This window comes from Pedobacter sp. KH_004, from assembly GCF_057840755.1.
This window is the reverse complement of record NZ_CM174519.1, coordinates 3,638,042-3,661,613: the sequence shown is the minus strand read 5'-3', so window position 1 is coordinate 3,661,613 and position 23,572 is coordinate 3,638,042. Positions and strand designations below refer to the sequence as shown.

At 37.4% G+C, this 23,572-nt stretch carries 15 protein-coding genes and 1 pseudogene; 6 read left to right on the top strand and 10 right to left on the bottom strand.

All coding sequences use genetic code 11. From position 1 onward, the window contains the following. Positions 1-105: 105 nt before the first annotated feature. Complete coding sequence (locus tag AC3ITD_RS15640) at positions 106-2,889, top strand: lantibiotic dehydratase (RefSeq protein ID WP_489361106.1); 2,784 nt, start codon at positions 106-108, stop codon at positions 2,887-2,889. Here the strand turns inward: AC3ITD_RS15640 and AC3ITD_RS15635 are convergent. After that, positions 2,879-4,000: a sensor histidine kinase gene (locus tag AC3ITD_RS15635; RefSeq protein WP_489361104.1), complete on the bottom strand. Its 1,122-nt coding sequence runs from the start codon at positions 3,998-4,000 to the stop codon at positions 2,879-2,881. The two genes, AC3ITD_RS15640 and AC3ITD_RS15635, sit on opposite strands and share 11 nt — an antisense overlap. Positions 4,001-4,144: 144 nt before the next feature. Between AC3ITD_RS15635 and AC3ITD_RS15630 the strand changes: the two genes are divergently transcribed. Further along, positions 4,145-4,288, top strand: a complete 144-nt coding sequence (locus AC3ITD_RS15630) for a hypothetical protein (RefSeq protein WP_489361102.1) — start codon at positions 4,145-4,147, stop codon at positions 4,286-4,288. On the opposite strand, the gene AC3ITD_RS15625 is transcribed toward AC3ITD_RS15630, so the two are convergent. Further along, positions 4,289-5,032 carry a LytR/AlgR family response regulator transcription factor gene (locus tag AC3ITD_RS15625; protein ID WP_056848420.1) on the bottom strand — a complete coding sequence of 248 codons (744 nt, stop codon included), beginning with the start codon at positions 5,030-5,032 and terminating at the stop codon, positions 4,289-4,291. 397 nt (positions 5,033-5,429) lie between these two features. Between AC3ITD_RS15625 and AC3ITD_RS15620 the strand changes: the two genes are divergently transcribed. Then, positions 5,430-5,918: a type I restriction enzyme HsdR N-terminal domain-containing protein gene (locus AC3ITD_RS15620; protein ID WP_265798415.1), complete on the top strand. Its 489-nt coding sequence runs from the start codon at positions 5,430-5,432 to the stop codon at positions 5,916-5,918. A 124-nt stretch (positions 5,919-6,042) separates the two neighbouring features. On the opposite strand, the gene htpG is transcribed toward AC3ITD_RS15620, so the two are convergent. The 6 genes from htpG to AC3ITD_RS15590 form a co-directional block, all read right to left on the bottom strand. Further along, positions 6,043-7,929 carry a molecular chaperone HtpG gene (gene htpG / locus AC3ITD_RS15615; protein WP_265798414.1) on the bottom strand — a complete coding sequence of 629 codons (1,887 nt, stop codon included), beginning with the start codon at positions 7,927-7,929 and terminating at the stop codon, positions 6,043-6,045. A gap of 403 nt (positions 7,930-8,332) precedes the next feature. Then, the gene (locus AC3ITD_RS15610; protein WP_265798413.1) at positions 8,333-8,725 is read right to left on the bottom strand and encodes a response regulator; all 393 of its coding nucleotides are present in this window, start codon (positions 8,723-8,725) and stop codon (positions 8,333-8,335) included. Positions 8,726-8,807: 82 nt separating this feature from the next. After that, positions 8,808-9,701 carry an N-acetylglucosamine kinase gene (locus AC3ITD_RS15605; RefSeq protein WP_265798412.1) on the bottom strand — a complete coding sequence of 298 codons (894 nt, stop codon included), beginning with the start codon at positions 9,699-9,701 and terminating at the stop codon, positions 8,808-8,810. Between the two features lie 17 nt (positions 9,702-9,718). Next, positions 9,719-11,029 carry a TolC family protein gene (locus AC3ITD_RS15600; RefSeq protein ID WP_489361098.1) on the bottom strand — a complete coding sequence of 437 codons (1,311 nt, stop codon included), beginning with the start codon at positions 11,027-11,029 and terminating at the stop codon, positions 9,719-9,721. A gap of 1 nt (position 11,030) precedes the next feature. Then, complete coding sequence (locus AC3ITD_RS15595) at positions 11,031-14,141, bottom strand: efflux RND transporter permease subunit (protein WP_265798410.1); 3,111 nt, start codon at positions 14,139-14,141, stop codon at positions 11,031-11,033. Positions 14,142-14,143: 2 nt separating this feature from the next. Next, positions 14,144-15,241, bottom strand: a complete 1,098-nt coding sequence (locus AC3ITD_RS15590) for an efflux RND transporter periplasmic adaptor subunit (protein ID WP_265798409.1) — start codon at positions 15,239-15,241, stop codon at positions 14,144-14,146. Positions 15,242-15,651: 410 nt separating this feature from the next. On the opposite strand from AC3ITD_RS15590, the gene AC3ITD_RS15585 reads away from it, so the two are divergent. Further along, complete coding sequence (locus AC3ITD_RS15585; protein WP_489361095.1) at positions 15,652-17,433, top strand: M61 family metallopeptidase; 1,782 nt, start codon at positions 15,652-15,654, stop codon at positions 17,431-17,433. Between the two features lie 261 nt (positions 17,434-17,694). Here AC3ITD_RS15585 and AC3ITD_RS15580 read toward each other — a convergent pair. After that, positions 17,695-19,145 (bottom strand): annotated as a pseudogene (locus AC3ITD_RS15580) (IS1182 family transposase). Between the two features lie 164 nt (positions 19,146-19,309). Continuing rightward, a complete protein-coding gene (locus tag AC3ITD_RS15575; RefSeq protein WP_010600581.1) occupies positions 19,310-19,774 on the bottom strand; it encodes a hypothetical protein in 465 nt (154 codons plus the stop codon). Between the two features lie 268 nt (positions 19,775-20,042). On the opposite strand from AC3ITD_RS15575, the gene AC3ITD_RS15570 reads away from it, so the two are divergent. Both AC3ITD_RS15570 and ggt read left to right on the top strand, forming a co-directional pair. After that, the gene (locus tag AC3ITD_RS15570; RefSeq protein WP_265798407.1) at positions 20,043-21,818 is read left to right on the top strand and encodes an AMP-dependent synthetase/ligase; all 1,776 of its coding nucleotides are present in this window, start codon (positions 20,043-20,045) and stop codon (positions 21,816-21,818) included. Beyond that, positions 21,790-23,511 carry a gamma-glutamyltransferase gene (gene ggt, locus AC3ITD_RS15565; protein ID WP_489361092.1) on the top strand — a complete coding sequence of 574 codons (1,722 nt, stop codon included), beginning with the start codon at positions 21,790-21,792 and terminating at the stop codon, positions 23,509-23,511. The genes AC3ITD_RS15570 and ggt overlap by 29 nt, the downstream gene beginning before the upstream one ends. Positions 23,512-23,572 lie beyond the last annotated feature (61 nt).

Here is a 23,572-nt window from a genome sequence, read left to right as displayed (position 1 = left end):
GTCTCTTCTTAAAGCCGTCTTCAGTTTTGAAGATGGCTTTTTACTTTATATACCATGTGGGTTTTAACATTAATCTTTGTAATTTCCGCCCAATAAAATATCTCTATGAAACCCCTGATTCATCCCTCTATTATTTTCAGAACGCCGAAATTTTCACATCAAGCTGATCTTGAAAGTAGTTGGGATGAACTTAAGAAAGCCATTTCCATTTCATCATCTGCCTTTTACGAAACCATAAAAGACGTAGAAGCCCATGAATTGAAAAACCTGCCGCCAAAAATTTTTTTCACAGTTTGGAAATATTTTAACCGGGCGAAATATCGCTCAACACCCTATGGCACATTTGCAAGTTTCAGCTTTTTGGCAAATGCCTTTAATGAAAGCGAAAGCAAAATCATTGTAAACAGTGAGCAGATTGTACATCAGTTTATTGATTGGCCATATCGGAATGAACTTCATTTTGATTTCGAGAAATTGATGGCTGATAACGTTCAGCTGTTCAGCAACACTAGCTATTATTCAACAATCAACAGCATCAGGTATATTGCCTGCACGGAAGGGGTTTTTGAACTGGCAGAGATTGATCAAAATGAATCTGTAATGCAAATTCTCGAATCATGTGCCAAACCGATTGCGGTAAATGATTTGATTAACACGCTGGGGGTAGATGAAGCGGGTAAGGTAGAATTTTTAGAATTGCTTCAGGATATGCACTCCATCCAACTTCTTTTTACGGAGTTCGATCCCAATGTGATAGGGGAAGATTATTTCGAAAGAATTGGAATCGATGACAGCAATCTCCCAAAATATTTAATTGCAGAAAGAAAAGTAATTGTTGGCGGTTTAGATGAGCGTTTATTGAAGCCGATACCGACACTGATCGATCTTTTATCGAAAATCTTGCAATCTGATGAACGTGAAGCGCTGAAAAGCTTTATTTCGAGATTCAAGAATAAGTTCGATCAGCAGGAAGTTCCGCTTTCCATCGCACTCGACCCTGAAATGGGTGTGGGCTACGATGAATTGGAGCAGGTAAGCGACGATGATTTTGTAGCGCAGTTTAATTCGAAGAAAAAGAATGCTGAAGACAAACAAGATCTGAAATCAACATTAAAAACCAAACTTTCTGTAGCTGGTTTTGAAAACAAGGAGCCTATTTATTTGAATAAGCTTGCGTTTGAAACAAAAGAAAGTGAAAGCATTCTGCCAAACTCATTTAGCTTTTTGATGTCGTTAGCGGATGATTTAATTTGTGTTGATCAAATTGGTGGTGTAACGGCAAATGCTTTAACCGGGCGCTTTTCTATGGCCGATAAAGCTGTAGAACGGTTTTGCGTAGAAACTTCGGCCATTGAGCAAAATGCAAACCCGGAGGTGCTTTTTTTTGATGTTGCCTACCTCGTTGAAACCAATGTGGATAATATCAATCGTAGAAAGCAGATTTACGGGCACCAGTTATCCATACTGAATTTCGATACATCATCAGCACCTCTTTCACTAGGTGATATTCAAATTTCGGTGAGTAATAACGAAGTCATTCTTAGATCAAAGAGCTTAAATAAAAGGCTTATTCCCCGCATGGCTTCGGCTTATAATTACACCCGGTCAGATTTGTCGGTGTTTAGGCTGTTGTGCGATTTGCAACATCAGGGTCTGCAAACTTCCCTGTCACTATCCCTTGATAGTATCTTTCCCGATCTGGACTTTTATCCTCGCTTTCAGTTTCATAACATTGTATTAAGCGGTTCAAAATGGCGAGTAAGCAAAACACATTTCTACCCCAATAAAAGAGCCGTCTCTATTGAAGATTGTCGTTCTTATCTTACGCAAATCGGAGTAGGCAAGTACTTTAAAGCGGGTTTGTCAGATCAAACTTTATGCTTCGGTTTAGATAGTGATGAGGATTTGAATGCTTTTCTTCAATTTATCCAAAAGCAGAATAAATTATATTTAGAGGAAGTCATCTTGCCCAAAAATAATGTTATTGAAGATCAGGCGCAAAAGCCTTATCTAAGTCAATTTATTTTAAACCTGTATCATAACAATAGCATTTACAAAAAAACAGAAATTAGCAGTAATAATGCAAATCCTGTTCAGAAGGTATTTCTTCCGGGAAAGGAGTGGCTCTATTTTGAAATTTATTGTCATCAACAACGTTCCGATGAATTGTTAATTGGGGTGATCCCATCTTTCTTAAATCAATTTTCAGCGCAGATAAGATCGTGGTTTTTTATCAGGTACAATGAAAATGGAAACCATTTGCGTTTGAGGATTTTACTGCGTAACAACGAAGACGGACAAGCATTGGTTTCTGCGCTAGGCGATCTTCTGAAGGATTATATGGCGAGTGGTTTGATTTCAGATTTTCAATTAAAAACCTACCGGCGAGAGTTGGAAAGATATGGAGCAGAAATCATTTCGGATGTTGAAAATCATTTCTCTATTGATAGTGATTTCGTCATATCGCAGTTGCAGCAGCAAACAGATGCTTTTACCAAGTATAAATGGTGTTCTTATTTGGTAGATGAACTGTTAAAAGCTGGCGTTTTCGATTCTGAAGTGATGTTAAAAGTAATAAGAATGATTTCCGATTCATTCAATAAAGAGCATCATTTGGATGCGACAGATTTCAAAAAACTCAACCAGCAATATCAACAATATAAAACTGCGCCAAATTGCGATCCAAAACAAAACGAAAATTTCGACCGTTTTAGGCAATCGTTTATCGGCGTACTTAATTTAACCCATGGAAACAGAAAAGTAAAACTCTTTACCGATCTAATGCACATGCATGTTAACCGATTGTTCAACAAAGATCAACGGACGAATGAAATGGTAATGTATTATTTTTTACTTAAGGACCTTCAACGTAGAAGAGCTATTGGTTGAGGTTTAATTTAGCCAATGGATTAATCACAGGCACATCTATTTCAGTTATGTATCGATTTAAGGGGTCTTTATAGTATCTGAAAATATAATCGTCCTGGTAAAAATTGGCTAGCCTTTTATTGATGTTGTCGATACCAACGTGATGACTTTCATGTTCTTTCCCTTTATTATCATTCACCATATTAATGGTGCTGATGTTTAAATTATTGTTCTCATAATCAATTTTAATGATGGCCGGTTGCGTGGAGTGAGTCACATTGCCATGCTTGAATATGTTTTCTACAAGGGTTAATAAGATAAGTGGTGGAAACCTTAAGCCGAATAAATCACCACTAACCTCTAAGTTTAAATTAATAGTATTTGCTGTTCTGAGTTGATGAAGGTTAATTAAATGTTCAATTTGTTCTACTTCCTCGCTTAATGGAACCATTTCAGATGCTTCTGGCCTCTTTAAAGCATAACGCATCATTTCGGCCAGGTTCATGATAGCATCAGCAGCCATTGGCGCTTTTTTACGGGCGTCGTTGTATATAAAATTTAAGGTATTGAACAGAAAGTGAGGGTTAATCTGGCTGCGAAGAAAATTATTTTGCGATTGGACCAAATCATTCTCTAAAGCCTGTTTTTCTATTTGTGTAACGAGACTTTGACGCTCCAAAGCCTCCACCTTTTTTCTATCTTCAAAAGATTTCAAAATGTAAACATAACCCGTAGAAAAACCGATAAAATACAAGGAGCGCCATATGCTACTTAATAGAAATTCTTTATCTAAAGTTACTGGAGCGCTAAGTTTAATTAATCCAAAATGATTAAAGGTATAACGAAAGCAAAAAGCTCCTAAGGCATATAAAATTATCTCAGCTATAATTAGAATTGGAATAGTTATGAAAAGTAAAGACTTAGTTGAGCGTTCTAATTCCTTCTTAAAGAAAAAACTGTGAGTGTAAAATAAAGAAATCGCAAAAAAATAAGCGATGATATAGCTTCCAGTCTGTGCGAAAACATTATTCATCAGACCCGTAATAAAAACCTCATAAATAATGTAACATCCCCATGAAATAAAGTGGACTTTATAGTTTTTAGAAAAATTTTTGATAGAAGAAATATTCATTATTTTGGCATCAAATCTATTAATAGTGGGCTTTTATCTCCTAAAATTGCTGTTTTGTGTAAAAAAATATGTGTGATTGGTTAAGTGTTGCACCTTTACAGAAATTAATAACAACAATCATTAAATCACATTAATCAAAATATTATGAAAGCTCCATTCGCTACTAAACTTGCTAAAAAAACTATTTTCGTTTACAAAAGTGTTAAAGATCAAAACGGTTTCCAAACTGATCCATCTACAGTTACAATGAAAACAATTTTATCATCGATTGAAGTTTTCAAAAAGTAATTATTGGCTTCTATTCGATTTCAATAAGCTACTTTGTACGTAGGCGAAGAAAGCTTCTTTATAGCCTTCGCCAATTTGAATCATTTCATTATTTACAAGACGGATTATATTTCCATCTACCTTTTTGATTGCTGCTTTAGCAACTATATTCGATTTATTAACTCTAATAAATGCGTGGTTCTCTAAAGCTTTTTCAATCTCCTTTAATGTAAGGTAGGTGGTGTGCGTTTCACCCTTGGTAATGATTTGAATATAATTTTGAAGTGCTTTTATGTAAAGTATTTCATCAATAGCAATATTGGAAAAAGCATATTTGTGGTCGCCTTTGATATAAAGCGCCGCCACCTGTTCGGCATCTTTTGAAGTAGCTTTGGCATTATTAGCCTCCTTCTTCAAAATTCTATCAATACCTAAAGCAAATTTGGCAAATGAAATTGGCTTTAATAGATATTGATCTGATTGAACATCAAAAGCTTGTAAAGCATAGTCTGGATGTGCGGTAGTGAAAACTAAATACTTAGCTTTCTCTCGGATATTTTTGGCGAGTTCTAAGCCATTAATTCCAGGCATATCAATATCCATGAAGAGGAGATCTATCTCGTCGTCAATGCTAATTTCGGTTAAGGCTTGAACTGGACTTGTAAAAGTCTTGAATACTGTTAGTCCAGGCATTTCTGCTATATGGTCTGTAAGTACCTCAATCGCATGTTGTTCGTCATCGATGACAACGCATTTTAGATTCATGATATGATAAATATGAGTTTGGAATGATTTTAATGCAAGTTAAAGAAAAATATAATCAAATTACTTCTTGCCTAAAAAAAAGCCTTGTTGCCGTTTTCTTACTACAAGAAAATCTTGGTTTCGTGTAATAATCCACATGGTTGATGTAAAAAAATAACTTACTCATTTCTTTTTAATAATCTTTAGACTGTTTGCCAAAAACAGATAATTAATGGATTTACCTCTAAAAAGTAAATAGATTAATTAACCCTTTACATCTGCCTACCCAAGCTTGTGTAGCCTGTGGATAAGAAAATTAAAAACAGGCCATACAATATTGGGATCAGCTAATAGTTGGAAGTTGTAAGTGAAGTTGGTACAACACAAATGAAAAACATAGAAATTACAAATACTCAACATGGAACTTAAAGACGAAATAGGTCAGTTTGCAGTAAGAATTAAGAAGATGCTTCCTCAAGTTCAAAATGAAGACTTAACCAGGAACGCATTGGTAATGCCATTTATTCAAATTTTAGGATTTGATCCTTCAGAAGTTCAATCTGAAGCGGTTTTGGATTTTGGTGTTAAAAAAAGTAAGAAAGTAGACTACACCATTATGAAAGATGGTGAGCCAACTATTTTGGTGGAATGTAAGCACCATGAGGATAGTCTTGATATCCACGATTCTCGTTTATCAAAGTATTTTCGTAAAACTAAGGCAAAATACGGTTTGCTCACAAATGGTTTGGTTTATCGCTTCTATACCGAGAAAATGGTTAAATCGAAAAAAAATCAGCAGCCATTATTTGAGTTTAAAATTACTGATACTAAAGCTGCGACAATTGCAAAATTGATTGAAGAACATAAAGATTACTTTAACGTTGAGCAAAAGTCTGTAGCCAGTTAATATATTATTTGATCTAAGAGCCCCGAAATTCTAGAGGAACTAAAGTCCCTTTGCGGGGTTTTTTTGTGCCCAAAAAGGGAGGAGTCTTTCGGCTTCTCCCTTTTTAAATAATCGTTATTGTGAATTAAATCAGTTCAACGCTTCTGCTCACAAATGCTGTTAGTTCTGCACCCGTTAACATGCCTTGCGCTAATAAAGCTAAATCTACAGCTTGCTTAGCCAAATTACTTTGCTCTTCGCCTTCTGCTTTTAGAATTTTGCTTACCAACTTGTGGTTGCCATTAATAGCCACTTTATAGCTATCAGGCATTTGGCCGTAAAAGCCCATTCCACCTCCCATTGCAGCCATATCTTTCATGCGACGCATAAATTCATCCATGGTTATGGTTACCGGTAATTCATCAGGGTTTAGCGCTACCACTTCTACCTGCATACCTGGTTTGGTAATTGCTTTCTCAAAAATTGTGGTCACTTCCTTTACCTGATCTTCACTTAACACATGTTCGTTAACTTCGTCTTTCTCAATTAACTTATCAGCAACGCTCGAATCAACACGTTTAATAGAAGTTTTTTCTAGCTTTTGCTCTAATTGCTGAATAAAATGATTATCAATTGGTGAATCTAAAACCAATACATCATAATCTTTTTTATTGGCCGATTGAATGAAAGCATCTTGTTTAGAAGCATCGTTGGAATATAGATAAACCACTGTTCCGTTTTTATCAGTTTGCAGTGGCGAAACCTTCTCTTTGTATTCGTTTAAAGTAAATAGTTCGTTTTTAGTGTTTCCAACCAAGGCGAAATCTTTGGCTTTATCGTAGAATTTCTCTTCGCTAATCATGCCATATTTAACGAACAAGCCGATATCTTTCCATTTATCTTCGAAAGATTTACGGTCTTTGTTAAACAGTTCCGATAATTTGTCAGCAACTTTCTTGGTGATATAGTTGTTGATTTTTTTAACATTGCTATCTGCTTGTAAGAAACTACGCGATACGTTTAGTGGTATATCAGGAGAATCGATTACGCCGTGTAACAACATCAAAAACTCAGGAACGATATCTTTCACCTCATCGGTAATAAATACCTGGCGAGAATATAATTTGATTTTGTTGCGTTGCATTTCGAAGTCGTTCTTCAACTTAGGGAAATACAATACACCAGTTAAATTAAATGGATAATCTACGTTTAAGTGAATCCAGAACAATGGCTCTTCACTAAATGGATACAACTCGCGATAGAAGTTTAGATAATCTTCGTCTGACAAATCTGCAGGTGCTTTTGTCCAGATTGGATTAGTCGTATTGATGATATTATCAACTTCTACGTCTTTATATTTTTTCTTGCCTTCTTCATCTTCACCGTCCTCAACAGATTCATTTTTGGTGCCGAATTTGATAGGAACAGGTAAAAATTTAGCGTATTTATCAAGGATTTCCTGCAGTTTCGATTCCGCTAAAAACTCTTCCGAATCTTTATTTACATGAAGAATAATATCGGTACCACGGGTAGTTTTAGTTCCTTCAGTAATTTCGAATTCAGTACTTCCATCGCACACCCAACGAGCTGGTTCTGCCCCGTCCTGGTAAGATAAGGTTTGAATTTCAACTAAATCAGCAACCATGAAAGCCGAGTAAAAACCCAAACCGAATTTACCGATGATTTCGTTGGCATCTTTAGCATCTTTAAATTTTTCTACAAATTCACTTGCGCCAGAAAATGCAACTTGATTGATGTACTTTTTAATTTCTTCGGCAGTCATCCCCAAACCATTGTCGCTTATGGTAATGGTTTTAGCGTCTTTATCAACCGCAACCTGTACCAAAGGTTGGCCCACTTCGCCGTTAAACTGACCTAATGAACCAAGTCTTTTAATTTTCTGAACCGCATCTACTGCGTTAGAAACCAACTCACGAAGAAAAATTTCGTTGTCAGAGTATAAAAACTTCTTAATTATCGGGAAAATATTCTCGGTATGTATCGAGATATTTCCTTTTTCTTGTATGCTCATATGTAAATAAATTGTTTAATCTACATCCTGCATATCAAGGCTTGTTCCAAAGCTTTTTGTTTGCCAAATTGACAGGTGAATTTTGCAATAAGTAGCATTATCTATCTGAAGCGAACGGTTAAGCATTTTTTTATGAAATGAGATTGCTTCGTGCCTCGCAATGACGACCGTTCTTAACGACATTTATATTGATTTTCATGAAATAAACTAACCGTCGCAATGACGACCGCATTAAACATGCCTCAATATTTTATCCTATCGGTCGGTATCCTCACTGATCGATACATTAAACTATTGTTGAAAAAGTCGTCATCTTTAGCTTCAAGAGGGATTTTAGTCATCAGCTGAAATAAAAAAGCCAAGAAGTTTTGTCTCCTTGGCTGTATTTTTTTCAAGTCTCTTTTTAGTTCAACAAAAAGCTTGGTTCGTTTTCTTCTAGGCTTAATATTTTGGTAATCTTCTTCAGTAAAACATCCATTTGGAAAGGTTTCGATAAGAAGTCATCCTGACCATAATTAAGGGTTGTAAAATCTTTCTGATCATATAAGCCAGATATCAATAAGATGGGAATTTTAGAAGTACTTTCTATTGATTTCAATTGCTCGCACAATATCCTGCCATCAATATGGCCCAAAGAAATATCAAGTAAAATTAAATCTGGATTGAAACTCTCAATTCTGTTAAAAACTTCTTCGCCATCATTTAGTGCCGAAACTTTAAAGCCACCAATTTCGAGTATTAACTGTATGGTTTCTAAAACCTCAATGTCGTCGTCAACTACCAATATTCTCTTCATATATTTAAAGCAATTTATGCGCCCTTAAAATTATAACAAAATGTATATTGTTATGTTTAAAATCTTCAAAAAAATTTAACGTTTAGTTTATCTTAGAAATAATGCTATCGGTTTCGCCAGCTTGTTGTACAATTCCTTCCTTTTGAAGAATGAAGTTAAACAAGTCTTCTATTGGCTTTTGTAAAATTTTGCCTGGCTCAATTCCATTAGCTTGCAAAACTTCCACCAACTCATCTTGATAGTAAAAAGCTATCGAACCTACAAAATGACAAGGAACATCTTTATGCTTTGGATAATCTTTTATATTGGTATCAACAAATTCTTGAAAGCCTGTTCTTAAAATATCCTGAATAAAAGGATGTTCTCTGTTACTGGCCATAAAACGGCTAAAGCTGGCCAAATAAATGTTTGGAAAAGGTTTCTGATATACATTAGTAATAATCTGGTCTTTTTCTGTCGGGAAAGCTTTTTTAAACGTTGCGGCTAAACCGGAGGGCATTTTGTTGTATAAATAAGCAAGCAATACTTTTTTACCGAAAAATGTTCCAGAGCCTTCATCACCTAGAACATAACCTAAACCATGATGGCCATCGTGGATTTTTTTACCATCGAAATAACAAATGTTTGAGCCAGTGCCTAAAATACAATTCAATCCTTCTGCATTGCCACAAGTAGCATAAACGGATCCTAAAAGATCATGATCTACTGAAATAAAAGCGTTTTTAAATATCTCCGATAAGCCATTCGATACCACCTCGTGCTTATCAGGCGACGAACAACCTGCACCGAAAAAGTATATTTCTTTTACTTGTTCTGCATATTGCATCACCGTTTCGTTTTTCGAAATTAGCTTGCTAATATCCTGCTCGCTTAAAAAGTAAGGATTTATACCGGGAGTGTTAAATTTTATGGTTTCGCCATTAAGATAGCCCATCCAATCTGTTTTCGAAGAGCCACTATCTGCAACAAGTATCATAGGAATAAATATAAAAATTAATTGGATAAATCTACGTTGCCACTAATCTCTTTCAAGGTGGTTTCTGCAATTTTAGCCTGATATTGCATCTCGATAAAACGATTTTTTGCGTCAATGGCATTGCGTTGTGCCTCTCTAAGCTCCAACGGGGCAATACTTCCTAATTTATATTTGGCCATGGTAATATCTAAATTCTCTTTCGCAATATCTACGTTACGTTGTTCCAGTTTAATCAAATCAAGATAAGTTGCGTAGTTTTGGTACGCGGTTAACAATTGTGACTTTACATCAAGTTTAGTTTTGCTCAAATTCAGCGATGAATTTTCAATGTCGATTTTGGCATTGCGCTCTTGTTGACGCTGCAAAAAACCATTAAATAAATTTAAACTGGCCGTTACCCCGTAGGTAAAACCATTTGCTGCAAAACGCTGGTTAAACCCTGTCGGACTTGTGCTTTTGGCCCTACTGTAACCCGAGTTCAAACTAATTGCCGGATATCTTGCCCCTTTAATGGCTTTGAGGTTTAATGAAGCAATTTTTTGATTGATAAACGCATTTTGTACGTTTGGATTTTGTAGCTCCGCAAGTTCTGCCTGTTTGCTAAATAGAATTCCCTTATCAACATCTATACTGTCTGCAACAGTAAAGTCAGTGCTAATATCTCTAACCAATAACTGATTTAAACGGACCTTAGCCACCTGAAGAAAATTCTTAATTTGAATGAAGTTCGAAGTATCGGTATTATAATCTACCTGGGCAGTTAATACGTCTAATTTTGACCCTCGTCCCAGTTGTAATTTAGTTTTAGCGATATTGCTGCGCCATACCGAAACGTCAACTGCACTATCGGCGGCTACCAGTAATTGTTGTTGCCTTACGATATCATAATAAGCTGTAATTACATCAGCTACGGTAGTTAGAATGGTAAGCCGGACATTTATTTCTCCTTGTTTCTGTAATTCTTTTAAACGATCGTAGTTGGCAAACATTGTAAAGCCATCAAAGATTGTCCAGTTTAAATCGGCGCCATAACTATTATTGGTACTTCTCGCTCCGCGAATCACTCTGTCTTCTCCGGTTACGGGTGTTTGCCTGGTATTTTGAATGCTTCCACCGTTACTGTAAACCCCATCAATGGTGGGCAGCATCCCTGCGTTGCCAACGTTAGCGTTGTTTTGCGCAATCTTGATTTCGTTCTTGCTGATTTTTATGTCGTAGTTATTTTGAAGCGCAATGGTGATGGCTTCCCGCAAGCTGAGTTTTTCCTGTGCAAAGCCGGAAATGGATAGGCACCAAAAAAGTATGGATATGGTTAGTTGCTTACTCATCTTATTCTGCTATATGTGTTGCCTCTTGCTCAAAACGGTCAGCATCTTTTAGTTGTTTATTTGGTTTGTATGGTTTTGCCCAGTACGAGTAAATTGCTGGGATTACAAAAAGGGTTAATACCAGCGAAAATAAAGTTCCGCCTACAATTACGGTCCCCATACTCATTCTGCTTTTTGCTGCCGCGCCCAAAGCCAGGGCGATAGGCAGTGCACCTATGGCAATGGCCAAACTAGTCATTAAGATTGGACGTAAACGAGAAACCGATGCTTCGCGGATGGCCTCCGGTATGGCCATACCTTTTTCTTTTAGCTGATTGGCAAACTCAACGATTAAGATACCATTTTTGGTAACCAAGCCAATTAGCATAATGGTTCCAATCTGACTGAAGATGTTCCAGCTTTGACCGCACAACCAAAGCGATAAAAATGCCCCTGCAACCGCCATTGGAACAGTCAAAATGATAATGATAGGATCTTTAAAACTTTCAAATTGTGCTGATAAAATTAAATAAACCAACAACAATGCTAAGCCAAAAGCGAAAAATGTATTTGAAGAACTTTCTTTAAAATCTCTTGATTCGCCGCTTAAATCGGTAGAGAAAGTCTCATCTAAAACGCTGGCGGCAATTTTATCCATGGCATCTATTCCTTCGCCAATGCTTTTGCCTGGTGCCAAACCTGCAGAAACGGTTGCAGAAATGAAGCGATTATTTCTATATAATTGCGGTGGACTGCTTTCTTCTTTTGCCGTAACCAAATTATCAAGCTGGATTAATTCGCCTTTATCACTACGAACGTAAACTGAACTTAAATCCAAAGGATCTTTCCTATCGCCACGGTCAAACTGACCAATTACCTGATATTGTTTGCCATTCATAAAGAAGTAAGAGAACCTTTGACCGCTTAAACCGAGGTTTAGCGTTTGTGCAATGGCAGAAATTGATACACCAAGGTTTTTAGCTTTATCCCGATCTATAGTCAGGTTGATTTCTGGCTTATTGAATTTTAAGTTAACATCAGATACAGTAAAAGTTGGATCTTTGGCAACAGCTTCCATAAATAAAGGTACTTTCTCTCTTAACTTTTCGAAATTTTGTGCCTGAATGATATAACTGATGGGTAAACCACCTCTTCTACCCACAGAAATAGTCGGCTGCTGATTAACAATCACTTTACCTTCGGTATATTTTTTCGTGATTTTCGTGAGCATGTCAGCAATTTCTTTCTGCGAACGTTCACGTTTTTCAGGGTCAACCAAACCCATCCTCACGAAACCCATATTTGTTGAACCCGCACCACCAAAACCAGGTGCTGTAATGGTAATATTTACATTCTTCTCCGAAACGGAATCGATCACCATTTGATTTAATTTCATGATGAATTTATCTGTCGAGGTAAATGATGCACCCTCGGGCAAAGTTGCCGTCATATTGATAGCACTTCGATCATCATAGGGGGCCGTTTCTTTAGGCAACAACTTCCAGAATAAGAAAATCAAACCCATACATACCACAATAATGGGAATAGAAAGCCATCGTTTATCTAAAAATTTATTCAGATTGGATGCATAAGCATCGTTAAGTTTAATGAAATAAGGCTCTGTCCAATTATAAAATTTAGAAGGTTTATGCCCCCCCTTTTTCATCAGATAGGCATTTAACATTGGAGTTAACGTTAACGATACAAAGGCAGAAATTAATACCGCGGCACCAATTACCACTCCAAACTCTCTAAATAATCTCCCAACAAATCCCTGTAAAAAAATTACAGGTAAGAAAACAGCTGCAAGTGTGATAGAGATGGATATTACCGCGAAGAAAATTTCATTTGAGCCCTTAATTGCTGCTTCAAATGGCGACATCCCTTCCTCAACCTTTTTGAAAATGTTTTCAGTAACTACAATCCCATCATCAACCACTAAACCGGTGGCTAAAACAATTGCCAGTAAACTCAAAACATTAATCGAAAACCCGAAGGCGTACATCACAAAAAAAGTGAAAATTAAGGATACCGGTATATCAATGAGCGGTCTGAAAGCAATTCCCCAGTCTCTGAAGAAAAGATAAATAATTAAGATTACCAAAACTAAGGATAGGCCGATGGTTTCAGCCACCTCTGTTACCGATCTTTTAATAAATAACGTATTATCCAGCGAAACATTCAGCTTAATGTCATCAGGCATATCTGCCTTTAGTTTATCAAAACGATTATAAAATTCTTTACTGATATCGAGGTAATTAGCTCCAGGTTGAGGAATGATGGCTACGGCAACCATTGGTTTACCAGATTCACGTAACACAGTTTCTTCATTTTCCGAGCCTAAAGTTGCATAACCAACATCCTTAAGCTTAACAACCTGGTTGCTATCTGATTTAAGAATCAGATTATTGAACTGTTCTTCATTAACCAGTTTACCCAAAGTTTTCACGGTAAGTTCGGTCGTTTCGCCTGTAATTTTTCCCGAAGGCAGCTCTACGTTTTCATTATCTAGTGCGGTTACAATGTCTTGAGAGGTGAGTCCGTAGGCACTTAACTTATTTGGATCCATCCAGATTCGCATGGAATATTTCCGTTGTCCCTGAATTTGTACACTACTCACACCAGGAATGGTTTGGATCCGATCGGCAATCACATTTTCGGCAAAATCACTAAGCTGCAAGGTATTACGCTTATCACTCTGTATCGTCATGGAAAGGATAGGATCAGAGTTTGCATCAGCTTTGCTTACAATTGGCAAACCATCAATATCGCGGGGTAAATTTCTTGCTGCCTGCGAAACTTTATCGCGAACATCATTTGTTGCTTCCTCAATGTTTTTATCGAGGTTAAACTCTACTGTAATGTTACTTGTTCCCTGGTTGCTTGAAGAAGAAATATTCCGAATCCCATCAATTGAGTTGATTGATTTTTCCAGAGGCTCCGTAATCTGCGATTCAATGATATCAGAGTTTGCTCCAGGGTAGGAGGTTCGCACCGAAACCACTGTCGGATCGATAGAAGGAAATTCCCTTACGCCCAGAAATGTATAACCAATTATCCCGAAAAGGACAATCAGCAGGTTCATTACAATGGCAAGAACAGGCCTTTTTATGCTCGTTGTAGAGATACTCATAATTATTCTTTAACCAGATTTACTTTCACAGGAGCATCTTTTTTTAAGGCCATTGAGCCAGTGGTTAAAACCGTATCGCCAGCTTTAAGACCAGAAGTTATTACAATGTTTTCATCTGTCCGCGTTCCGGCTTCTACCTTCACTTCCTGGGCTTTTCCGTTTTTCTTGATGTAAACAATTTTACCTTTCAAAACCGGAATAATGGCCTGGTTAGGAATAAGAATAGCATTTTGAAGGGTGTTTAGTGCAAGCTTTATCTTGGCAAATGAGCCTGGTAACAAGCTGTTATCTGCATTAGGCGCTAATGCCCTAATTTGCAGTGTTCTAGTGGCTGTATTTATTCCAGGTTCTATGGCATATACTTTCCCTGTATTTTGTTTTGAAGACCCATCGGTTTTAAATGCGATTGATGAGCCCAGGTTAATCTGCCCTGCATATTTTTCAGGCACCGAAAATGTAACTTTAACCGGATTGGTGTTTACCAGGTTTGCGATGACAGTAGAAGGTGTTAAATATGTTCCTGCAGAAATACTTCTTAAACCAATTCTGCCCGAAAATGGAGCTCGGATAGTTGTTTTAGCCAATTGTGCCCTAATTAATTGCGTTTGCGATTGTAGCGATCTCAAATCGGCAAGTGAGATATCGTACTCCTCCTGACTGATTGCGCCTTTTTCCAGCAATTGTTTCGACCTGTTTTCGGTAGTGCCAGATAGTTTTTGTTTGGTTAAGGCTTCCTGTAATTGTGCCTGAATATCTCTGTCGTTAATTTTAACCAATACTGATCCTTTAGCTACATTGGTTCCTTCTTTAAAATAAATTCCAGTTACCAAACCCGCAACCTCACTTTTTAGCACTACAGATTCATTGGCTTCAATGGCTCCGGTTACTTCGAGGTCGTTATTAAATGATGTTGGTTTTACCACAATACCATCAACAACCATGGGTGCGCCTGCAGCTCCACCTTTGCCAGCCCCACCTTTAGCAGAAGCGCCAGCAGCCCCGCCTTTACCTTCTAATTTTTTGTTTGCGTTAATTCTGTAGTATACTAAATAGGCCAAGCCAATAGCAAAAACAGCATAAAAAATATACCTTTTCTTCATGTTTATATTTGTGTCGTACTTATCTGAACGTTTAAAATTGAATTAACGTAAGAATAAGAGTGTAAAAATATTCAAATAGTTTAGTCCTAAATTTGTTGTATTAAGGATGTTACCAAGTTAATTTGAAGGCTTTAGCGTGTAGGCCAAAGTATGGATTGTTAATTTAATAAAATGCCTTTTGAATAAGTTGCCATGCTTTTTAAATCAACTTTTATCACAAAGGCTATGGTTTATCGATAATATCTTAAGACTTATGACAGCTGACTTCAGAGTTTTATATGCCCAGGCTCGATCTAATTTTCGTTTAAAATTCAAAAACTTCATCAATTAGCATATTTTTGCTGACAAAATACCCCAATATGTTAATCAAAAAATCAATTTTAAGTTTAGTTTTAATACTAACATGTTTTATGGCAGCAAATGCACAAGTAAAAATTGCTTTTGAGGTTTCTTTTAAAGAGCCTCAAGCACATTATGCTGAAGTTCAGATGAATATTTCTGGTTTGGCAAACGATTATGTTGATGTAAAAATGCCAGTGTGGACTCCAGGTTCTTATCTTGTTCGCGAGTTTGAGAAAAGTGTAGAAGATTTTAAGGCAACGGCTGGCGGTAAGCAGGCCCGTGTTGAAAAAGTGAGAAAAAATACCTGGAGAATATTTTCTGCTAAAGCTGCTGAGATAAAAATTAACTACCGGGTTTACGCTTTCGAAATTTCGGTACGTACGCCTTTCATTGATGAATCTCATGCCTTTCTATCATCAACAGGAATTTTTATGCATCCTGATGGAATGATTAAATCACCAAGTACAGTTAAAATTATTCCATTCAACACCTGGAGTAAAGTTTCAACAGGTTTAGAGCCGGTTGCTGGTCAACAGTTTACTTACCGTGCAAGCGATTTCGATATTTTATACGATAGCCCGATAGAGGTAGGTAACCAGGATATTTTCGAATTTAATGCAGCTGGTGTTCGTCATGAGGTTGCCATGTATGGCGGCGGTAATTATGATAAAGAGAAGTTGAAAGTGGATATGGCTAAAATTGTAGAAGAAATTACTGCGGTTTATGGAGAAAATCCTAACAAACATTACACTTTCATCGTTCACAACTTCTTAAGAGGTGGCGGTGGTTTAGAGCATTTAAACTCTACTACTTTGGGTGCTACGCGAAATGCTTACAACACCGAAGCAGGTTACAAAGGCTTTTTAGCTTTGGTTGCCCATGAGTATCACCATTTATGGAACGTTAAGCGTTTACGCCCGGTTGCTTTAGGTCCGTTTGATTACGACAACGAAAACTATACCACCAACCTTTGGGTGGCTGAAGGATTTACTTCATACTATGAAAATAAATACATGCACAGAGCGGGTTTTAACGATGACGCTACTTTTGTGAAAGATCTTGCTGGCGCGATCGGTACGGTGATTAACACGCCTGGAGCAAAATATCAATCAGCTGCTTCTTCTAGTTATGATGCCTGGATTATTGGTTACCGTCCGAACGAAAACTCTAAAAATAATTCTATTTCTTATTACAGTAAAGGTGAAGTAATTGGAATATTGATGGATTTGGAAATTATCAATGTAACAAGAGGTGCCAAAAGTTTAGATGACGTGATGAAAGCCATGTATTTACAGTGCAAAACTTTAAAACGTGGTTATACCGATGCTGAATTTAAAGCAATGGTCGAAAAAATTTCGGGTATTAGTTTCACCAATTTTTGGGCTAAATATGTTAATGGCGTAGATGATGCAGAATATGTGAAATATTTAGGATACGCTGGTGTGGATGTGACTACAGAAAATGCAACGCCTAATAAACCGGTAAGCGGTGCCGCAGGTCAGTTAACCAATAATGGTACGATTTCGGTTTCTTCAATTATTAGAAATTCTGCTGCTTGGGTTGCTGGTTTGAATGTTAATGATGAAATCATTTCGTTAGACAACATTTCGGTTAACGATGCTTTGGCTAATGTCAGACTAAAAAGCCCGATGTTATCATTAGAAACCTTACCTGTTGTTTCAGGAAAGAATATCGGCGATGTGTTGAAACTTAAAATTAAACGTGATGGTTTGGAGAAAGAGATTTCACTTACTTTGAAAGCAAACCCTAGCGTACGTTTAAAAGCTACCATAAATCAGAATGCAACGCCGGCACAAAAAGCGGTGTTCAAAAAATGGGTAGGTAAGTAAGTTTGGGTCTTGAGGGGTTAGTCTCGAGTTCAAAATTAGTCAATAAAAAAGCCGCTGGAAATTCTGAGGGCACTGAAAAAGTAGACATAAATTGGTCTTCAAACTCAACAGCGGATGAATAGCTTTTAAAAGTTGTTCATCCGCTTTCTTTTTTGAGACATTTCAGTTTCTTATTTGATAACGTACATTCCATTCGATATGGAGAGCTGGAGCAAACTGTTAGTTTGATCTATAGAATTATATAGATTATTATCCTTTTTTTCAAAATTTGAGAATTCTCTTAAGATTAACCACAAATATCGCAAGTGCACCTTGCATTCTCATGTTTTCCAGGCCATAGGAATTTGCTCTGTCATATCCATGAACATTTTTCAATTCACTATTTTTTGCTTCAATTTTATATCTATGTCTTGATTTTCCCTGAAGTACTCGCTTTGCTGGAATATTTCCTGTTCTTTATGCTCATCTGGCTTTATTGTAACCGAGTACGTTCTGCTTTTAGCTTCTGCCTTGTAGCAGCCATCTCTTAGCGGGCATGTTTTACATTTTTCGACGTCGAAATAATAGGTCATTGCCTGGTTTCTCCTGTCTACCTTTCTGCCCTGTACCCGTTTGTACATAGCCAGGTGCCCTGCAGGACATACGAACATATCGGCATCTTTGTTATAATCAAACTTTTCTTCCTCTTTTCTTGCGCCATGGGTAATGGCAGGGTTCATCCTGGCAACTATCCTTAACTTATTTCCCTTCACATCACAGAGCTTGAGATTGTTCTTCCCGGCATAAGCTGCATCACCTATGATGGTATCCACCTCCATTCCGTTTGCCTGGGCCTGGTTCAACAGTTTTGGTAGTTCAGGCCCGTCTCCTTTCTCTGCTGATGTGACAACAGCAGCCGTTATAATACGCTCCTCTGTCATTGCCAAATGAGTTTTGTAGCCAAAAAAGCTGCTGTCGGCTGTTTTGTGGCCAGTCCTAGCATCCATATCTTTGGATATTGTATAATTCTCCCGGGTGTCTTCAACTGTTTCCTTTAACAGGTTCAGTTTCTCCTTTACTGCAGGGATCTCACTTAGTGTTTCATCAGACTCGATAAGTTTTTGCAGTTCGCTAGAGTATTCTATTTCCCTTAGGATATCGTTTGATTCATTCTTCTGGGGCATCCGGGTTTTGAAATCATCATCCATTGAATATACTGCTCTTCGAAGCAACTTCGAACGTTGTCTTAATACCTCAATAGGTGAATATGGGTTGGATCTGGAAAGTGAATGCGTAGCATCGACAATGATGGATTTGGATTTTATAATACCCTTCTCTAGGGCTAAAGAAACGGTTTTTCCAATCAACAGGTTTAAGAGATCCATATCCTTAAGACGAAGCTTTCGGAACTTGGTCAGCGAGCTTGGATTGATCACGTCTTCTTCAGGGGACATCTCCAGAAAATATTTAAAGGACATATCATAGCGGGAACGATCCACGACATCAACATCAGAAATGGTATAGATCGTCTTCAATAACAAATATTTGAACATGCGCACCGGACTCTCAGCATTACGGCCATTGTCCGGGCAGTATTTGCCTATTAGCTCATCATAGATAAAGCTAAAATCTATTAGCTCATTAATCTTGCGAAGTAAATTCTCCTTAGGAATAATCAGGTCATAAAGCCTGGAAAACTCGCTAAACTGGATTTTTTGTTGTTGAAGAAGCATCTTAAAGGCAGTAATTATATAACTTTAAAATACAAAAAAAGGAGCAGAAAAACTAATTTTCTACTCCTTTTATCCTTTTTAAAAAGGGACTTTTTCAGTGCCCTCGAAATTCTCCAGCGACTTTTTTATATCAAGCTTATCGCTTTATTATTTAAGCTGTTTGCTTAAAAGGTATATCTGAAGCCTAAACCAAATCTTCCAGCGTTAAAATCGCTATCGCCATCACCTAGATATAATCTTGGTCTCCAGTCTAAAGCAATTGCTAATGGTGCACCGCTTATTTTGTAATCTAAACCAACCATTGGTACTAAATAAAAGTTAGAACCACCATCATATAATTGTACTGATGGACCACCACCTAAATACCAATCTAAACCTTTTGCGCCAGGAATTGAAGCATTATATTGTAAAAATGCCTGTAAGGTTGTAGAGTTACCACCAAATAAAACTTCACCTTGTAAAGCTGCACTCCTACTGAAATGGTGTCTAACAGATGGGCCAACCAATGTTGCGCCGTCGCCAAAGTCTATTCCTAATCCTAAACCTGTTTTGTAATTCTGTGCTTTAACACTCGTTGTCGTCAATGCGAATAATGCAATGCATCCTAAAATTGTAAATAGCTTTTTCATAATCAAATTTTAAAGTAAATAACGTTTTTCAAATATTTAATCAGCTTAACAACTTTAATGCCGTTTATGTTTTTACGGTAAAAATTTATAGCTATAAAAAACAATGCTTGCATAGTAATTTTTGATTTCTTAAGTTTATTTAAATTTTTCGTTATAGAAGTTGCTTTAAGATTAACTTATAGCTGCAAAATTTTGTCGATCAAAAACATAAGGCTGGCACATCTTTATGTTTGATTTTTTTAACTTAACCAAATAATAATAAAAAGATATGGCTGCAGAAATTACAAGGGTATTCGACCTCCTACGATATAACCTGGAAGATCCGAAGCAAGAGTTTATCAATGGAAAAATTAATGGCAAATGGGTTAATTACAGTACTGCAGATTTTTCTGCAACTGTAGACAAGTTAAGTCGTGGATTAATTAATCTTGGTATTGCAAAGGGTGGAAGGGTTGCAGTGATGTCTCATAATAGACCAGAATGGAATATTGCCGATTTTGCAGCTAATCAAATTGGAGCCTACCAGATACCACTTTATCCCACTTTAGCAGAACACGATATTCAATTTATATTAAAGGATGCAGAAATTTCGATTGTCTTTGTATCCGATGGCGATTTATATAAAAAAATAAAGCCATGTGCAGATGCGATTAATCCAGATATAAAAATTTTCAGTTTTAGTGATGTTGAAGGTGTAAGATCCTGGAAAACGCTTATCGCTGATGGGGAAAACAGCCAGGCAATTAACCTCGACGAATATAGATCAAAAGTAGAACCCGAAGATATATTAACACTCATTTACACATCAGGAACTACGGGCACCCCGAAGGGCGTAATGTTAACGCACCATAATCTGGTGGCCAATTTCGTAAATTCATCTGTAGTGATGCCAGAGGGTGTAAATAAAAGTTTAAGCTTTTTGCCGCTTTCGCACATATTCGAACGCATGATTATTTACCTGTACTTATATAATAGAACAAGTATTTATTATGCCGAAAGCATGGATACCATAGTTGCCGATATTCAACATGTAAAACCAAACGCATTCTCTACCGTACCCCGTTTGCTTGAGAAAGTTTATGATAAAATAATGGAGAAAGGGAAATCGCTTACTGGTATTAAGAAGGGAATTTTCTTTTGGTCGGTAGCGTTGGCCGAAAAATATACCACGAATGCCGGTGCATGGTATAATTTCAAATTGGGCATTGCCAGGAAATTGGTTTTTAAAAAATGGCAGGAGGCGCTTGGTGGAGAGATCGTGGTAATTGTTTCTGGTGGCGCCGCTTTAAATCCGCGTTTGGCACGGATCTTCTGGGCTGCAGGTATGCCTGTTTTCGAAGGGTATGGTTTAACGGAAACTTCGCCTGTAATTACGGTAAATCATTTTGGCGGTACCATGTTCGGTACTGTTGGGGAAGTGATTAAAGGTGTTGAGGTGAAAATCGCTTCGGATGGAGAGGTGTTAACCCGTGGCCACCAAGTGATGAAAGGTTATTACAATCGCCCCGATTTAACGGAAGAAGCCATCGATCAGGACGGATGGTTCCATACCGGCGACATTGGTGAATTAGTGGATGGTCGTTTTCTCAAAATTACCGATCGTAAAAAGGAAATGTTTAAAACCGCTGGTGGAAAATATATTGCGCCTCAAATGTTGGAAAATAAATATAAAGAGTCAATTTTCATTGAGCAGATTATGGTTTTGGGTGAGAATAAAAAATTTCCATCTGCATTAATTGTTCCTAACTTCGAAGTATTAAAAACCTGGGCAGGCAAAAAAGGAATCACTTTTACTACGAATGAAGAGATTATAAAAAATGATCAGGTTTTAGCAAAATACAATGAGGTAGTTGAGGCAGCCAGTGTAGATTTTGGGAAGTGGGAACAAGTGAAAAGATTTGCTTTACTTCCAAAAGAATGGAGTATTGATGGCGGCGAGTTAACACCAAAACTAAGCTTGAAACGAAAAGTAATTACCGAGAAAAATGCCGACATCATCGAAAAAATATATAAAGATGCAGAAAACTATAAAGCGCCTAACTAAACTTAAAATTAGCTCAACGCTCATCGTATTAGTCATTGTTTTTGCCAGCTGTGTAAGCGGTCAGCTCGGGAAAAACAATAGCGGGGAATTTAAAAATGGGATGGTTGTTACAGCACATCCTGAAGCATCAAAAGTTGGTATTGATATTTTAAAAAAAGGCGGCAACGCTGTTGATGCGGCTGTTGCTGTTCAATTTGCGTTAGCTGTAGTGTATCCAAATGCTGGAAACATTGGTGGTGGTGGCTTTATGGTTTATCGCTCCGCAAAAGGCGAAGTGAATGCACTGGATTTTCGCGAGAAAGCCGCTGCATCAGCAAGCAGAGACATGTACTTAGATTCTGCAGGGAATCCAATTGTTGATAAAAGCTTATTTGGGCATTTAGCTGCAGGGGTTCCGGGTTCAGTTGCCGGTATGGTTGAGGCTCATCAAAAATATGGTAAACTTTCTTGGAAAGAGGTTGTTCAGCCAGCAATTGATTTGGCAGAAAATGGTTTTAAAATTACCAAGCGCCAATCCGCCGAACTGAACGGCTTGCACCGAAAATTGATGGATATTAATATAAACGGAACTGCTTTGGTTAACCTGGAAAGCACTTGGCAAGAGAAAAGTTTATTAGTACAAACCGAATTAGCGAATACTTTAAAGCTTATTCAACAAAAAGGTAAGGCAGGCTTTTATGAAGGTGCCGTGGCTGATTCTATCGTGGCAGAAATGCAGCATGGAAAGGGCTTAATTACCAAAGAAGATTTAAAAAACTACCAGGCGGTTTGGCGCAAACCTGTAACAGGGAGTTATCGGGGCCATAAAATTATTACCATGCCGCCAACTTCTAGCGGTGGCATAGCGCTCATTCAATTGCTACAATCGGTTGAGCCATATCCATTGAAAAAATGGGGACATAACTCAGATTCAACAGTACAGGTTTTTGTTGAAGCAGAAAGGAGAGTATATGCTGACAGGGCCACTCATCTTGGTGATCCGGATTTTTATAGTGTTCCTCAAAAAGAATTATTAAATCCTTTTTACAATAAACAGCGAATGGCCAACTTTAACTGGGCTACCGCAACACCTAGCGATCAAATTTTAGCCGGGGTAATCAAAGGTAAAGAAAGCGAAGAAACCACGCATTTTTCTATTGTGGATCATGAAGGAAATGCAGTTTCGATAACGACAACCTTAAACGGCTCTTATGGATCCTTGGTTGTGGTTAAAGGTGGTGGCTTTTTACTGAATAATGAAATGGATGATTTTTCGGTAAAGCCAGGAGCGCCAAACATGTATGGTTTGGTTGGTGGCGAAGCCAATGCTATTGCACCAAATAAACGGATGTTAAGCTCTATGACTCCAACTATTGTAGAAAAAGAGGGAAAACTTTTCATGGTTGTGGGTACCCCAGGTGGATCTACAATTATTACTTCTGTTTTCCAAACCATCATTAATGTAGTCGATTTTGACATGAATATGCAAGCTGCTGTTGCTGCTAAAAAATTTCACCACCAATGGCTGCCAGATGAAGTTTATGTAGAAAAGGATGCAATAGATAGTTCATCAACACAAAAGTTGGAAGCTAAAGGTTATAAAATCATCAACCGTGGCGCGATTGGAAGGGTAGATGCCATTTTGAAAACCAAATGGGGTACTTATCAAGCAGGTGCAGATCCACGGGGAGATGATACCGCTCTGGGTTACTAACTGTTAAGGTGGATAAGTATTTTTTAAATTTCCTCTTTTTGGTATAGCAATTGTATATGCT